Genomic DNA, 15,778 nt, shown 5'->3' on the forward strand with positions numbered 1-15,778 from the left:
CCTCAGCGAATGCGCCAGCGCAGCAACAACAGGGCGGCGAAGGCCAGCCCTGCGCCAACGAGAAAGGTCCAGCTGGCGCCGAAGCGTTGCCACAGCCAGCCGGCCAGTACGCTGGCCAGCAGCATGGCGAGGCCGCTGGCGAGATTGAACACGCCAAACGCGGTGCCCTTGAGGTCGGCCGGCGTGGTATCGGCGATCAGTGTCGCCAGCAGCCCCTGGGTAAAGCCCATGTGCAGGCCCCACAGCGCCACGCCCACCAGCATCAGCGCGGTGGAGTCGGCCCAGGCCAGCAGCAGGTCGGCCGCCACCAGCAGGAGCATGCCGATGGCCAGCAGCCCGGTGCGGTCGGTACGGTCCGACCACCAGCCCACCGGATAGGCGGAGAGCATGAACAACAGGGCCATCACCACCATCACCAGTGGCGTCCACGCCATGGGCAGGCCGATGGCCTGGGCGCGCAGCACCAGGAACGCCTCGCTGAAGCGCGCCAGGGTGAACACCGCGCCGATGCCGACCACCCACCAGTAGCGCGCCGGGAAGCTGCGCAGCGCCTCGCGATGGATCGGCGAACGGAAGCGGTGGCTGCCTTCGGCCTGTTCCGGCTCCTTGACGAAGAAGACGATGGCCAGCACCGCGATGGCAGCGGGGATGCAGGCGAACCAGAACACCAGGGGCAGGTCGTTGCCCAGCCAGAGCATCAGCGCGATGGCCAGCAACGGGCCGGCGAAGGCGCCAACGGTATCCATCGACTGGCGCAGGCCAAAGCAGGCGCCGCGGATCTCGGCTGGCGAGACGTCGGCGATCAGCGCGTCTCGCGGCGCTCCGCGGATACCCTTGCCGATGCGATCGAGCAGGCGCGCGGCGAAGATCGTCTCGCCCGTGGTGGTCAGCGGGAACAGCGGTTTGGACAGCGCCGCCAGGCCGTAACCGAACAGCACCAGGCCCTTGCGCCGGCCGAGGTAGTCGCTGATGGCGCCGGAAAACACCTTGACGATCAGCGCGGTGGCTTCGGCGATGCCCTCGATCAGCCCGACCGCGACCATGCTCAGCCCGAGGCTGCCAACCAGGAATAGCGGCAGCAGGCTGTGCAGCAGTTCGGAGGACACGTCCATGAACAGGCTGACGAAGCCCAGCGCCCAGACGGTGCCGGGAATGCGCGGGCGCGTGCGGTCCGAACCGTCGGCCATGGGGGAGCTTCCTTGTGCGGCGGGGGAGAGGACAGCAGCCTGGCTGAGCTGCCATCAAGAAAGCGTCAAGGGTGGGGCTTACAGACGGTCCAGGTCGTCGCGCCGGGCCAGTTCGGCCAGGGCTTCGCGGGAATCCAGCGGAAGTTCGCCACGGCCTTCGAGCACTTCATGAAGGAAACTCATGAACACCGTGTAGACGACTTCGCGGCCGTCATCGTGGCGAACGACGAAGAACGGCGCGGTGTCCACGCCGTACTGCGCGGCGACCAGCCAGCCGGTGCTGGCGGGATTGCGCTCGTCGGCCACCAGGGTGCGGTCGATACGGTTCAGGTAGCCGCCTTTTTCCAGGCGTTCATGGACTTCGCGGCACTTGCGACAGTCCTGGCCATCGGCCAGGACCTTTTTCACCAGGGTGATGCGCATGGGATCGGCTCCGCCGCAGGCAGGCGTGCGAACCTGGACTGCGGGCTGACAAGGAAATTTCTGTCAGCCCAAGGGTAGGGCGTCAGGCCTTGCTGATCAAATTGCCGGCGTGCAGGCCACACTCTTTCTGCGTGGCCTCTTCCCACCACCAGCGGCCTTCGCGCTCGTGCTGGTTCGGCAGCACGGGGCGGGTGCAGGGCTCGCAGCCGATGCTGATGAAGCCGCGCTCGTGCAGGCTGTTGTAGGGGATTTCCAGCATACGGATGTAGGCCCAGACCTCTTCGCTGCTCATGTTGGCCAGCGGGTTGAACTTGACCAGAGGTTTCTCCGGCGTGGAGAAGGCGCTGTCCACCTCGACCACCGCGACCTGGCTGCGGGTGCCGGGGCTCTGGTCCTTGCGCTGGCCGGTGGCCCAGGCGGTGACGGTGGACAGTTTGCGCTTGAGCGGCTCGATCTTGCGGATGCCGCAGCACTCGCCGTGGCCGTCCTTGTAGAAGCTGAACAGGCCCTTTTCCTTCACCAGCGGTTCCAGCAGGCGCGGGTCCGGAGTCATCACGTCGATGGCGATGCCGTAGTGCTCGCGAACCTGCTCGATGAAGCGGTAGGTCTCCGGGTGCAGGCGGCCGGTGTCCAGGCTGAACACCTTGACGTTCTTGTTGAGCTTCCAGGCCATGTCCACCAGCACCACGTCCTCGGCGCCGCTGAAGGAAATCCACAGCTCGTCGCCGAAGTGCTCGAAGGCAAGCTTCAGGATGTCCTGTGGGGATTTGCTGGCATAGCTCGCGGCGATTTCCGCGATATCGAACGGGAGGCTCATCAGGCGGTAGTCCTAGTTTTAATGGCGCAGTGCGGTGCGTGGGCGCGATGGTAGCAAAGTGGTGGATATGCCCCTAAATAACCATCGGAAAGGTGGACTGCTGTGTTTGAGTATAAGTGCCGCGTTGCGCCGCTGGGAGCGAGCGGCTAGAGTGCCGCCTCTCAAGTCAATCCTGCGGGGAAATCGTTCGTGGAAATCGCCTGTCTCGACCTGGAAGGGGTTCTGGTTCCGGAAATCTGGATCGCCTTCGCTGAAAAAACCGGTATCGAAGCGCTGAAGGCGACGACCCGCGATATCCCGGATTACGACGTGCTGATGAAGCAGCGTCTGCGCATCCTCGACGAGCACGGCCTGAAGCTGTCCGACATCCAGGAAGTCATCGCCACGCTGAAGCCGCTGGAAGGCGCGGTGGAGTTCGTCGACTGGCTGCGCGAGCGCTTCCAGGTGGTGATCCTTTCCGACACCTTCTACGAGTTCTCCCAGCCGCTGATGCGCCAGCTCGGTTTCCCGACCCTGCTGTGCCACAAGCTGATCACCGACGAGACCGATCGCGTCGTCGGCTACCAACTGCGCCAGAAAGATCCGAAGCGTCAGTCGGTCATTGCCTTCAAGAGCCTGTACTACCGTGTGATCGCCGCAGGCGATTCCTACAACGACACCACCATGCTCTCCGAAGCCCACGCCGGTATTCTCTTCCATGCGCCGGACAACGTGATTCGCGAGTTCCCGCAGTTCCCGGCCGTGCACACCTATGAGGACCTGAAGAAGGAATTCCTCAAGGCGTCCAACCGCCAACTCGGCCTGTAACACCGGCTGTGACGAAAAAGCCCCGCTGATGCGGGGCTTTTTATTTTGGGCGCTTTTTGTAGGAGCGGATCTTATCCGCGAACCGGCCGACAGGCCGGCCTGACAGACTTCGCGGCCAAGGTCCGCTCCTACAGGGATGCGGCAGGACTCAGAGGCCTTCCAGTGTCCGCAGCAGCACGCCCACCTTGGTCAGCGACTCCTCGTATTCCTCCTCCCAGTTGGAGTCGGCGACGATGCCGCCGCCGGCCCAGCAACTGGCCTGGCCATCCTTCACCAGCACGGTGCGGATGGCGATGGAGCTGTCCATCTCGCCGCGTACGTCGAGGTAGAGCAGGCTGCCGCAGTAGATGCTGCGCTGGGTCGGTTCCAGCTCGTCGATGATCTGCATGGCGCGGACCTTCGGTGCGCCGGTGATGGAGCCGCCGGGGAAGCTGCCTTCTAGCAGGTCCAGCGCGTCCTTGCCGTCCGCCAGCTCGCCGCGCACGCTGCTGACCAGGTGGTGGACGTTGGGGTAGGTCTCCACCGCGAACAGCTCCGGCACGCGCACGCTGCCGGGGCGGCAACTGCGGCCGAGGTCGTTGCGTAGCAGATCGACGATCATCAGGTTCTCGGCGCGGTCCTTCTCGCTGGCCAGCAGGGCGTCGGCGTGCTGCCGGTCTGCCTCGGGCGTGCCGCCGCGCGGGCGGGTGCCCTTGATCGGGCGGGTTTCCACCTGCCGGCCGTGGAGTTGGATGAAACGCTCCGGCGATAGGCTGAGGACGGCCCCTTCAGGCAATGCCAGGTAGCCGGAAAATGGCGTAGGGCAGGCTTCGCGCAGCGCGCGGTAGGCCAGCCAGGGCGAACCGCTGCAGGGCGCGCGGAAGCGCTGGGTGTAATTCACCTGGTAGCAATCGCCCGCGAGGATATAGCCGTGCACTCGCTCCAGCGCCGCGCGGTACTGCTCGCGGCTGAGGTCCGGGCGGAACGGCGCGGCCAGCCGGAACGGCGGCAGAGTGTCGTCTTCCGGCGGGCTGTCGAACAGCGCGATCAGGCGTTGCCGCTCCTCTGCCGCCAACGCCGGGTGGAACACCAGCTGGCTGCTGCCTTCCTCGTGGTCGGTGATCAGCGCCCAGCCATACAGGCCCAGGCGCGCGTCGGGCAGGGCGAGGTCGTCGAGGTTCGGCTCGGGCAGGCGCTCGATGCGGCGGCCGAAGTCGTAACCCAGATAACCGATCATTCCGCCGACGAATGGCAGTCGGCGATTGTCCGGGACGTTCGCCTCGCCCAGGCTCTGCAGGGCGGCTCTTGCGCGGGCGAAAAAGCCCTTGGCCGATTCGTCGGCGGTCGGTGCCAGTTCTGCCAATGGCCAGGCGCTCAGAAGGTCATAGCGTCCACGTGTGGCAATGGGTCGACCGGCGTCCAGAAGTACGGCGCCGGGCGCCCGGTGGATCAGGGCGAAGCGTTCACCCGGGTCTTCCTGATAGGGAAGCGGGTGCAGGAAACAGTCAGGCATGGGTAACAGCGTGCAGGCAAATGAGGTGATCAGGTCGGCTGAAGGGTCGATCCTAGAGCTATTTCTTCAGTTTACGTAGGAAAAGCATTCTGATAAGAAGTGACGAATCCCACGCGGACAGTGCTCCGTACCAACAACGATAATGACATAGGGATACAGGCCGTGGATGTAGTGCTCGAACCCGCAGCCGGCAGCCTTCTGCGCTCCAGATTAACACCCCCTCGGGTGCCTGCTGATTATTTGATACGTCCCGACGTTCAGAATGCCCTGGACCGACATCCGTATGCCTCGGTCCTGTCGTTCTCGGCGCCCGCCGGCTTCGGCAAGACCACCGCGCTGGCAGCGCTGGCCGGCAAGCGGGCGAGCGAAGGCCACAAGGTCGCCTGGCTCTCCCTGGAAAGCGACGACGATGACCCCGGCCGCTTCTGCCTGAAGCTCATCCAGGCGCTGGCCACTGCCGTGCCGGGCACCGGCGAGGATGCGCTGGGCTATGTGCGCAACACCATGCGCGTGCCCGTGGTCGCGGTCATGGAAAGCCTGCTGATGGACCTGTCCCGCGACGAGCGCAAGGTCCTGCTGGTGCTCGACGACCTGCATGAGATCACCCATTCCGACGTCTTCGCCGGCCTCAACCGCCTGGTGCAGTACGCGCCGCCGGGCCTCACCCTGGCCATCGGCAGTCGTTCCCAGCCGCCGCTGAACCTCGCCACCTGGCGCGCCAAGGGGCTGCTGCTGGAGGTCGGCCAGGACGAGCTGCGCCTGTCCCGCGACGAAACCCGCGAATACCTGGCCCGCGATGGCCTGCAACTCGAAGATAGCTGCCTGCAGTCGCTGCACAACCAGACCGAAGGTTGGATGGCGGGGGTTCACCTGGTCAGCCTGTGGTTGCGCCAGCAACCCGGCACGCCGGAGGACCTCAAGCTGCTCAGCAGCGACAAGGCCGCCGTGGGTGATTACCTGCTGCGCGCGGTGTTCGAACACCTGCCGGCCGACGTGCAGGACGCGCTGTTGTCCCTGGGCATCGCCAATCGCCTGAACGGCGACCTGGCCAACACCCTGACCGGCCGCCAGGATGGCCAGGCGCTGCTGGAGCACCTGGACAGCATGCAGCTGTTCCTCCTGCCGCTGGACCGCGACCGCCAGTGGTACCGCTTCCACCAGTTGTTCGCCGACTTCCTCCGGGCGCGCCTGCGCGAGCGTGACCTGGAGCGCTTCAAACAGCTGCATTTCAACGCCAGCCTGTGGTTCACCAATCACCACATGCCGACCCTGGCCATCGAGCACGCCTGCCTCGCCGAAGACCCGGAAATGCTCGCCGCGCTGGTGGATGGCTGCGGCCTGGAACTGATCAACCGCGGCCAGCTGTACCTGATCTCACGCTGGCGCAAGCACGTTCCGGACGAGATCGCCGAGCGCTACCCGATCCTCGTGCTCAGCGATGTCTGGACCCGCGCCACCGAGCTCAGCCTGCCCGAAGCCAACCGCATGATCGACGAGCTGCTGGCGCGCTGGGGCGACTCGCGCGGCAGCGGCCCGATGGGCAACCAGTACCTCTCGGCCCTGGCGGTGAAGGCCGTGCTGGCGCTGCAGAAGGACGACCTCGAACAGTGCATCACCCTGGCGCGCAAGGTGGAAAGCCAGCTGGGGCAGAATTCGGCGTTCCTCGAAGGCGCCATCCTGCTGATCGGCGCCTTCGCCCAGGTCATCCGTGGCCAGGCGGAACAGGCGCGCCGCCTCATGGGATTGGCGCAGCAGCGCAACCATTTCCTCGATGGACGCTACCTGCACATGCAGCAGTGCACCATCGAGGTGGTGCTGGCGCTGGAGCAGGGCCAGGTCAAGCAGGCGCAGATGCTCATCGAGCGGGTGCGCGAGCAGGCCATGCCGTTGTTCGACAAGCGCTCCCAGGCCCTGGCGCTGCCGGCCATCGCCGAAGCGCTGACGGCGTATTACCGCACCGACCTGGACGGCCTGGAAGAACGCCTGCGCTGGGCGTTGAGCCGGGTCGACGTGGTCAATCCCATCGACCTGTATGCCCAGGGCACGCAATGCCTGGCGCGCATCCAGCGCCTGCAGGGGCGCGGCAAGGAAGCGCTGGCGACCCTCGGGCTGATGCAGACGCTGGCCTCGCGCAACCAGTCCTGGCGCTTCTTCGCCATGGCGGTGGGCGAGGAGATCAACCTGATCCTCCAGGAGACCGCCACCGACCGCTGCAAGCGCGCCGAGCAGCGGCTCAAGGCGATCGACTGGGCGAAGCTCGCCAGTCACTACAAGCAGATGCCGTTCAACCCGGTGCTCTGGGTGCAGGGCATCAGCCGCGTGCGCCTGCTCCAGGCGCGCGGGCACTTCAGCGAGGCGCTGCATGAAATCACCCAGCTGCGCGGCATGCTGCAGCCGGGCTGGCATGGCCTGCAGCGGCTGCGCCTGGACCTGCTGGCAGCCCTGAGCTACCAGCGCCTGGGTTACCAGGAGCGTTCCCACAGCCTGCTCGGCCAATGCCTGGTGGGCGCCGAGCGGGAAGGGGTGCGGAGCATTTTCATCGAGGAAGGCGAGGGGATTCGCCAGTTGCTGCAGCAGCTGGAGTCCACCGAGCGACAACCCGCGCTGCAGGTCTTCATTCGCGGAATGTTGACCGTCTGGCCGGGGCAGGAAGCACGCAGGTCGCCCGAGGTGCTCGAGGAAGGTCTGACCGACCGCGAGCGCGAGGTGGTATGCCTGGCGGCCCAGGGACTCTCCAACGAGGAGATCGGCCAGCGATTGTCGCTGGCCCTGGGCACCGTCAAATGGCACCTGCACAACATCTACGAGAAGCTCAAGGTGCGCAATCGGACCCAAGCGATACGCCGTGCCCGCGAGCTGAGTCTGCTCTGACATGACGACCCTGACCACACTGCCGCAGCAGCCCATGCCGCTGCTGCGCACCAAGCTGTTCCCGCCGCGCACCGACAGCGATTCGCTGCTGCCACGGCGCGCCCTGATCGACCGGCTGTACGCCAACCGCCAGCAGCGCGTGCTGATCCTCAGCGCGCCGGCCGGCTTCGGCAAGAGCACCATCCTCAGCCTGTTCCGCCAGCGCTTGCTGGATAGCGGCGCGCGGGTCGCGTGGATGTCCTGCGACGAGGGCGACAGCGAGCCGCAGCGCCTGGTGCAGTACCTGGTGGCGAGCATCCGCAGCGTCGAGGAGGGCTTCGGCACCAACACCTCGAACCTGCTGCAATCGGACATGACCCTGCCGCTGGAAGGCATCATCGACGCCTTCCTCTCCGACCTGCGCCGCCTCGACGGACCGCTCTATCTGCTGCTCGACGACTTCCACCAGATCCGCCACCCGGCGCTGGCCCACGGCGCGCGCTACCTGATCGAGCACCTGCCGGACAACATCCGCCTGGTCACCAGCACCCGCTACCGCCCGCGCTTCCTGGTGGACGAGCCGGGCCTGGCGCCCTGGGCCTTCTGCCTGAGCGGCGACGACCTGCGCCTGACCCGCGAGGAAACCGACACCTTCCTCACCGAACTCAAGGGCCTGGCCCTGAGCGACAGCGAACTCAAGCTGCTGCACAAGCGCACCGAGGGCTGGATCACCGCGCTGCATCTCGCTGCGCTGGCGCTGGCGCGCAACCCGGACCGCGCGGCGCTGCTCAAGGGGCTTTCCGGCACCGAGCGCGACCTCGCCGATTACCTCGCAGAAGACGTGCTGCGCAGCCTGCCCGAGCCACTGCAGCAGTTCCTCGACCAGACCTCGGTGCTCGACGAGTTCTGCGCCGAACTGTGCAACGCCCTGACCGGGCGCCGCGATGGCCTGGACATGCTGATGCGGCTGCAGAACGAGCAGTTGTTCATCATTCCCCTGGACGACCAGCGCGAGTGGTTCCGCTACCACCACCTGTTCGCCGAGTTCCTCCAGGGCCGCCTGGCACGCAACGCCGACCCGACGCCGCTGCTGCACGCCGCCGCTCGCTGGTGCGAGAGCCGCGACATGGCGGACCGGGCGATCAAGTACGCCCTGCGCGCCCGCGACTACGCCTTCGCCGCCGACCTGCTGGAGCGCCAGGGTGCCAAGCTGATCGCCGGGAACCGCGTCTACGGCATCCTCGGCATGCTCAGCAGCATCCCCGCCGAGGTGATCCGCGAGCACCCGGTGTTCCAGATCTTCTATGCCTGGCAGCTGGCCTTCGAACAGAAGTTCGCCGAGGCCGAGGCGCTGATCGAAGAGCTCAGCGTCCGCCTGCTGCAAGGGCAGGGCAAGGTGCGTCACTTCGGCATGGCCGAATTGCTTGCCGTCGCCCAGGTCCTCAAGGCGCTGGTGCTGCTCTACCAGGACAAGCTGGAAGCCTGCCTGAAGGTGGCGCGCCAGTGGCTGGCGCTGGTGCCGGGCAACCAGCCGGTGTTCCGCGCCAGCCTGTCGTGCATCCAGGCCGCGGCCTATGCGCTGCTGGGGGACTACGCCGAGGCGGCCAATGCCATCGGCGTCGCCCGCGATTGCCTGCGCATGGCGGACAGCGAATACCTGCAGGTGGTGGTCAGCATGATCGAGGCGCTGATCTGCAAGGAGCGCGGCGAACTGGAACGTGGCCGCACCATCGCCGAGAGCGCGCGCAGCCGCGTCGAGCGTGTGTTCGGCCGGCGCAGCCGGGTCGGCGGGCCGTTGTCGCTGGCCTACGCGGACCTGCTGTACGAGCAGGATCGCCACGCGGCGATCCTCGCCGAGCTGCCGCTGGCGACCACCTGGCGCGATGTCGCAACGCCCGTGGAACTGATCAGCCGCGGCCAGTTGGTGATGGCCAAGGCGCGCTTCTTCGCCGGCGAGGCCGAACAAGGGTTGGCTCAGCTCGACGAATGGCTGGTGGGCCTGCAGTCGCCCGGCTACGAGCGGGTCCATGCGCTGGCCATGAGCTGCAAGGTGCAGTTGCTGCTGTGGATGCGTCGTCCCAATGAGGCCGAGCGCGTGTGCCTGCAGCTGGCGCAGCACCTGGATGGATTGAACGCCGAGCGCTATGCCGATGCCCATGCGGCGCTGGTCATGGCGGAGGCGCGCCTGGCGCTTTCCGAGCGCCACGCCGAGCGCGCGCAGCAGCGTCTGGAATCATGCCTGGCGGGCTTTACCTCGCCCTATCAACGCGACCGGCGGCTGCGTCTTTCGCTGTTACTTTCTGTGGCGTATTGGCAGAAAGGTAACAGCGAAAAAGCCTTCGCCCTGTTCGCCCCCACGCTCGAGGAAGCCTGGAACCTGGGCTATCGCCGCCTGTTCCAGGACGACGCGCTGTGGCTGCTGCCGCTCTGGGAAGCCTGGAAGGGCGCCGAACCCAAGCGCGCGTCGGCCTGGCAAGGGGTGGCGGAAATGCTCCGCGAGCAGTGCCGCAGGCTCTCTGTCGACCCAGAAAGTTTCGATGAAAATCAAGATGTTAGCCACCGCGAGCGGGAGATCCTGCGGCTCGTGGCGGCAGGCTTGTCGAACCGGGACATCGCCCAGGCGGTGCATCTGTCGGAGGCCACCATCAAGTGGCATCTGCACAACCTGTTCGCCAAGCTCGGCGTGCGCAGTCGGACCCAGGCGGTACTCAAGGGCAAGAGTCTGGGTCTGCTCAGCGAAGCCTGAGGCAGACGGTTGGTTTTGCGCCATCCCTTGGATGGGCTGGCAGGTTCACGGCGGGTCAGTAGCTTGGAGATCAGGACGCGAAGCTTCGTGCTTCACGAATCCATGCCCGCGGCGCCTAAGGAAGAAGTCGGGGGTCTGGAAGATCGGCAACTGCCGGTCAACCTGCAGCGGGGTAGGACGCCCCTTGCAGTGCCTGGGGCAACCCCACCTGAACACTGGAGAGTTATAACAATGAAAATCAAGCAACTGGTTCTCGCAAGCGCAGTTCTGGCCGCTCCGTTCCTGGCACATGCCGACATGAAATCCATGGATGACGCTGCACTGTCCGGTATCACCGGCCAGGATGGCATCAGCATTTCCGGTACCTTCAACGCCTCCATTGGCGCTGTCACCTACAAGGACGCCGATACCAACGGCGGTTCCCTGGTCCTGCAGGGTATCCACCTGCCGAGCGTGACCATCGCCGACAACGCCCCGATGACCGTCGACGTGGTGAAAACCAACATCACTCCGGTTGGCGGCGGCACCGCCGTTGCCACCGAGCAACTGGCCATCGGCCTGCCCACCGTGACCGGCGACGTCACCATCGACGCGGTCAAGGTCGGCACCAACGGCGCCAGCATCGGCTCGCTGACCGTTTCCAACCTGAACCTCGCCGGTTCGACCGTGAAGGTCTGGGGCCACTGATCCCCGAGGTTGACGCGCAGCACCCCTTGCCGGCGCCTGCCGGCAAGGCTTTTCCAGGATTGACTTCCAGTATTTGAAGAGAGGGGTCGGATGTTCGAGATTCTGCTGGGAAGCCTGCTGGGCCTGTTCGGTTTTACCCAGGCCGTGGACACCAAGCCGCAACAGCAGGGCACAGTGAATATCTCGCAGCCGCTCACGCCCAACGGTCCCTTCCGCGAGTCGGTGCAGCTCGAACCGATGAGCCAGGTGCAGTTCCGCAACGTCATCCGCCAGGCCTACGACTACAGCTGCGGCTCGGCGGCGCTGACCACGCTGCTGGACTACTACCTGGGCCGCAACCTGGAGGAGCGTCAGGTCATGGAAGGCCTGATCAAGTACGGCGAGGCCGACAAGATCGTCCAGCGCCGTGGCTTCTCGCTTCTGGACATGAAGCGCTACGCCGCCGCACTCGGCTACAAGAGTGGCGGCTTCCGTGCCGAGTTCTCCGACCTGGACTCGCTCGAACACCCGGCGCTGGTGCCGATCCACTATGCCGGTTTCAAGCATTTCGTCGTGGTCCGCGATGTCTACAACGACCACGTTTTCGTTGCCGATCCTGCCTTGGGCAACATCAGTTTCACCCGCGCCCGTTTCGAGGAGATCTGGGACCAGAACGTGCTCTTCGTCATCTACCCCAGCGGCCAGGAGCCCAGGAACGCCCTGGAGCTGCGCGAGGCCGACCTGCGCCTGGTGGACGACCGGACCGTCAGCCTGCTGGCATTCCGCGAGTTCCCGGAGATGAGCAAGATCACCCAGAACCAGATCGGCGAAGCCGCCACCCATGGAGATGTGCAGTACATCCGGCGCAAGTGACCGCCCGATCGGCCCATACGAATAAGAACAAGACCAGGGGATAGCAACATGGATTTCAAGGGGTTTGCGTGCGTTGCCGCTCTGGCCTTGCTGGCAAGTACCAGCACCTTCGCCGAACAAGCGACAACCGAAGACGCGCGTGATGCGCTGGCCAAGAAGGACACCGATGCCGACAGCGCCAAGGCGCTGGAGCAGGTGTTCCAGGCCGCCGAGAAGAGCTACACCCTGCTCAAGAAGGGCGAGCGCCAGCTGACCTACGGCTTCGACTACACCCTGATGCGCGACACGCGCCTGCAGGCCGTGCGCAGTGGCGAGAACGTCTACAGCGTGCTGGCCCAGAGCGAGGCGCAGCACACCTTCACCAACTCCTTCACCTTCGACTACGGCATCTGGGACAACCTGACCTTCAGCATGCGCCTGCCGTTCGTGGCCAAGTACGACACCGAGCGCGACATCCACGCCTACAGCCTGGGCGATATCTCCGCGACCCTGCGCTGGCAGCCGTGGGCCGCGCGGCGCGGTCGGCCGGTCACCACGCTCTACGCGACCCTCGGCCTGCCCACCGGAGACAGCCCCTACAAGGGCAACGTGCAGGACGACGTGTCCACCGGCAACGGCTTCTACAGCCTGGGCGCCGGAGCGAACATGTCCTACGTGATCGACCCGGTCGTGCTCTACGGCTCGCTCGGTTACACCTACAACATGCAGGTCGACGACATCCACCAGAACCAGTACGGCGAGGAGCTGGAGAAGGTCGTGCCGGGCGATACCGTCAACTTCGCCATGGGCATGGCCTACGCACTGTCCTACGACGTCTCCCTGGCCACCTCCTACCAGATGGCCTACTCGTTCAAGAACAAGTACTACTTCAACGACCGCACCGTCGAGGCGCCCGAGCAGACCAGCGCGATCATGAACTTCTCGCTCGGCCTGCGAACATCGCCGGACTACATCGTCAACGTGAACGCCGGTTTCGGTCTGACCGAAGACTCGCCGGATGTACTGCTGGGGGTTTCCCTGCCCCTGGATATCCAAGGCCTCAAAGCCCAGTAACCGACGAGCGACCACCACATGACTATGCGCATTTCGCCCCTCGCGGTGGCGATGGCAGGGGTAGGGCTTGGCTGGGCGACGCTGGCCAACGCCCAACTGGCCAACGACCTGACCATCGGCAACCCCAAGGCCATGGCCATGGCCAACGCGGTCACGGCCGACTCCACCGGCATCGACGCGGTGCACTACAACCCCGCCGCCCTGACCAAGCTCAAGGGCCGCCAGACCGCGGTCAAGCTGATCACCGGGGTGATGGACATCCGCGCCGGCTTCAAGGCGCCGCCGGACTACGGCTCCTCCTCCTTCGGCCTGGACGACGACCCGGTGGCCGGCCAGAACAGCCGCACGCTGACCCCGACCATGTACCTGCCGGGCCTGGGCGGCATGACCGACATGCCACTGCTGGTGGCGCCCCTGGCCGGGCTGTCGATCAACCCGCCAGGCTCCAAGTTCACCTTCGCCACCAACGTCTACGCGCCGCAGGCACTGGGCTACTCACGCGACTCCGACAGCGACCCGGCACGCTACGAAGGCCGCCGCGTCTCGCTGCAGCGCATCACCTACTTCTCGCCCTCGGTGGGCTACGAGATCAACGACACGCTGTCGGCCGGCCTGTCCATCGGCTTCTCCCACCAGGCCATGGCGCTGGACACCGACTTCCGCAACCCCGGCCTGCTCACCGGCCTCTTGCAGACCCTGCACGACACCACCTGCGTGCCCGGCGCGCAGGAGATCGTCGAGCTGGTGTTCAACGTCTGCGGCGGCCGCATCGGTCCCTATGACTCCCTGGCCAACCTGAAGCTGGACATGCAGCAGACCCTCTCGCCGAGCTTCAACCTGGGCGTGCTGTGGGAGCCCTACGACTGGTTCGCCTGGGGCGCGACCTACCAGAGCGAGTCGCGCATGCACCTCAAGGGCAAGTACCGCGTCGACTACACCAAGGACTGGCAGGGCTTCTGGTCCGGCATGCAGAGCTCGATCTTCGGCGCCTTCCTCAGCCCGCTGTTCCCCTACGGCAACGCCGAGGAAGAGCACGGCGTGGCGACCCTGAACATGGTCAACCCGGACAGCTTCTCCACCGGCATCAAGGTACGCCCGTTCGACCGCTGGCAGTTCAACTTCGACCTGAAGTGGACCGACTACAGCGACTGGAACAAGCTGGAAATCGAGTTCGACAAGGAGCTCGACCTGCTGCGCATCGCCAAGAACTTCGCGCCCAACGGCGCCACCGACCACAGCATCATCCTCGACCGCGGCTACCAGGACACCTGGAGCTACGCCATGGGCGTGCAGTACGACGTCAACGACCGCCTACAGCTGCGCGCCGGCTACGAATACCGCCCCTCGGCGATTCCCAAGGACAAGGCCGACGCCCTGGTGCCCATCGGCGATGCCGACCTCTACGGTCTGGGCCTGGGCTACCAGTGGGACAAGGACACGGTGATCGACCTGGGCTTCAACTACTTCGTCTCCAAGCAGAACATCAAGGCCGGCACCAGTTGCAACCTGAATTGCACCGGCATCGACAACCTGGTGTACAACCCGTATGCCGGCCTCGACGTCAGCACCACGGTGAAGGCCTACGTGTTCGCCATGACTTACCGCACCACCTTCTGAGGGCATCGACATGAACAGGCTGACCCTCCTGATTTCCTTGTGTGCCGCCGCCGGCATGGGCGCGTCGGCTCAGGCTGCCAGCGGCCGCTACCTGTCATGGATCGACGACAGCGGACAGGTGCACAACACCTTCGTCGACGCCAACTACGCCCAGCAGCAGCGCCAGGCCGACAAGCGCATCGACCAGAGCGACCGCGCGCGGCTGATCGACCTCAGCGCCACCCAGTGGCCCGGCAGCCGGCCGGCGGGAGAGAGCAAGCGCCGCTACTTCACCTGGGTGGACGCCCAGGGCAACTTGCAGAACAGCTTCTATGCCGCCGGCCAGGTGGCGCCGGGCCGTGCCGACTACGTGCTGCCCAACGGGGATCATTCCTCCGAGTACATCGACGCCGAGTCCTACGAGGATCGCGGCTTCGTCCGCAGCGAAAACGGCAACCCGTACTTCACCTGGGTCGACGACAAGGGCCAGGTGCGCAACTCGCCGATCACCGCCGAGCAACGCGGCGAGATGTTCCGCCGGGGCGAGCAGGGCGGCAGCCAGATCGCCTTTACCGAAGGTCGGCAGATCGACCTGAAGACGCGCCCGAGCAACCTGCCCGGGCTCGACGGCACGAGTGAACAGACCGACGCCATGAAGGCGCTGCTCAAGGGCAGTGGCAAGACCCTGGATGACCTCTACGTCGACCTGCAGCGCCGCTGCTGCGAGCAGATGGGCGATGGCGATTTCACCGAACTGTCCGCCGAGGAACCGCGCTACGAGGAACTGAACAAGTTCTCGCCGAGCTTCGACTTCCCCATGGGCAAGAGCTACTTCGTGGCCATGAAGCTGCCCAGCTCCCAGCGCGTCTACGGCCTACGCGTGCGCAGTTTCGCCAACCACCAGGTGGTCTATCCGTCGCTGCTGTTCCTCGACGAGCAGAAGCGCCCGACCCGCCTGGTGAGCGATGCGGTGTACAAGCTCAACCCGGAAACCTGGTACCGCTACGCTTTCATCGAGGGCACGGTGCCGGTGCGCGCCAACCAGGGCGAGCGCTACGTGCTGCTGCTCACCACCGACGAGGACCGCAGCCTGCAGACCCTCGACAACAAACCCTACAAGCGCCCGCTGGAAGACCTCGCGGTGAACGAGGCGGGCATGAAGGTGCGCGAGCACGGTGACCAGGGCGGATTCGAGCTGGCGGTGGTGCGTTGACCCCGCCCGCGTTGAACGGCTCTTCGTAGGAGCGAGCTTGCTCGCGAACCGCCTC

Annotated in this window: 12 protein-coding genes; 8 read left to right on the forward strand and 4 right to left on the reverse strand. The window is 65.6% G+C overall.

Going from position 1 to position 15,778, the window contains the following annotated elements:
• Window positions 1–2: 2 nt before the first annotated feature.
• The 3 genes from ACNFIA_RS20415 to ACNFIA_RS20425 all read right to left on the reverse strand — a co-directional run bounded on the left by ACNFIA_RS20415 (window position 3) and on the right by ACNFIA_RS20425 (window position 2,427).
• A complete protein-coding gene (locus ACNFIA_RS20415; protein ID WP_416788168.1) occupies window positions 3–1,187 on the reverse strand; it encodes an MFS transporter in 1,185 nt (394 codons plus the stop codon).
• A gap of 78 nt (window positions 1,188–1,265) precedes the next feature.
• The gene (locus tag ACNFIA_RS20420) at window positions 1,266–1,610 is read right to left on the reverse strand and encodes a hypothetical protein (RefSeq protein WP_259754147.1); all 345 of its coding nucleotides are present in this window, start codon (window positions 1,608–1,610) and stop codon (window positions 1,266–1,268) included.
• 82 nt (window positions 1,611–1,692) lie between these two features.
• Complete coding sequence (locus tag ACNFIA_RS20425) at window positions 1,693–2,427, reverse strand: phosphoadenylyl-sulfate reductase (RefSeq protein WP_416788170.1); 735 nt, start codon at window positions 2,425–2,427, stop codon at window positions 1,693–1,695.
• Between the two features lie 189 nt (window positions 2,428–2,616).
• On the opposite strand from ACNFIA_RS20425, the gene thrH reads away from it, so the two are divergent.
• Window positions 2,617–3,234 carry a bifunctional phosphoserine phosphatase/homoserine phosphotransferase ThrH gene (gene thrH / locus ACNFIA_RS20430; RefSeq protein ID WP_416788172.1) on the forward strand — a complete coding sequence of 206 codons (618 nt, stop codon included), beginning with the start codon at window positions 2,617–2,619 and terminating at the stop codon, window positions 3,232–3,234.
• Window positions 3,235–3,382: 148 nt separating this feature from the next.
• Here the strand turns inward: thrH and pabB are convergent, their stop codons facing one another.
• On the reverse strand, window positions 3,383–4,726 hold the full coding sequence (gene pabB, locus ACNFIA_RS20435) for an aminodeoxychorismate synthase component I (protein WP_416788174.1): 1,344 nt from the start codon (window positions 4,724–4,726) through the stop codon (window positions 3,383–3,385).
• A 162-nt stretch (window positions 4,727–4,888) separates the two neighbouring features.
• On the opposite strand from pabB, the gene ACNFIA_RS20440 reads away from it, so the two are divergent.
• The 7 genes from ACNFIA_RS20440 (at window position 4,889) to ACNFIA_RS20470 (ending at window position 15,723) form a co-directional block, all read left to right on the forward strand.
• Complete coding sequence (locus ACNFIA_RS20440) at window positions 4,889–7,597, forward strand: LuxR C-terminal-related transcriptional regulator (RefSeq protein ID WP_416788176.1); 2,709 nt, start codon at window positions 4,889–4,891, stop codon at window positions 7,595–7,597.
• A gap of 1 nt (window position 7,598) precedes the next feature.
• The gene (locus ACNFIA_RS20445; RefSeq protein ID WP_416788178.1) at window positions 7,599–10,322 is read left to right on the forward strand and encodes a LuxR C-terminal-related transcriptional regulator; all 2,724 of its coding nucleotides are present in this window, start codon (window positions 7,599–7,601) and stop codon (window positions 10,320–10,322) included.
• Window positions 10,323–10,553: 231 nt separating this feature from the next.
• Window positions 10,554–11,009: a DUF6160 family protein gene (locus tag ACNFIA_RS20450; protein ID WP_259754155.1), complete on the forward strand. Its 456-nt coding sequence runs from the start codon at window positions 10,554–10,556 to the stop codon at window positions 11,007–11,009.
• Window positions 11,010–11,099: 90 nt separating this feature from the next.
• Window positions 11,100–11,861, forward strand: coding sequence for a C39 family peptidase (locus ACNFIA_RS20455; RefSeq protein WP_259754156.1), 762 nt, complete (start codon window positions 11,100–11,102; stop codon window positions 11,859–11,861).
• A 48-nt stretch (window positions 11,862–11,909) separates the two neighbouring features.
• Window positions 11,910–12,914 carry a transporter gene (locus tag ACNFIA_RS20460; protein ID WP_259754157.1) on the forward strand — a complete coding sequence of 335 codons (1,005 nt, stop codon included), beginning with the start codon at window positions 11,910–11,912 and terminating at the stop codon, window positions 12,912–12,914.
• Window positions 12,915–12,932: 18 nt separating this feature from the next.
• Window positions 12,933–14,531 carry an outer membrane protein transport protein gene (locus ACNFIA_RS20465; protein ID WP_259754158.1) on the forward strand — a complete coding sequence of 533 codons (1,599 nt, stop codon included), beginning with the start codon at window positions 12,933–12,935 and terminating at the stop codon, window positions 14,529–14,531.
• Window positions 14,532–14,586: 55 nt separating this feature from the next.
• Window positions 14,587–15,723 (forward strand): MalM family protein, encoded by a 1,137-nt coding sequence (locus tag ACNFIA_RS20470; RefSeq protein ID WP_416788379.1) that lies wholly within the window; start codon window positions 14,587–14,589, stop codon window positions 15,721–15,723.
• Window positions 15,724–15,778 lie beyond the last annotated feature (55 nt).

The sequence above is a fragment of the Pseudomonas sp. NY15437 genome, assembly GCF_048068435.1.
GTDB classification, from domain to species: domain Bacteria; phylum Pseudomonadota; class Gammaproteobacteria; order Pseudomonadales; family Pseudomonadaceae; genus Pseudomonas; species Pseudomonas nitroreducens_B.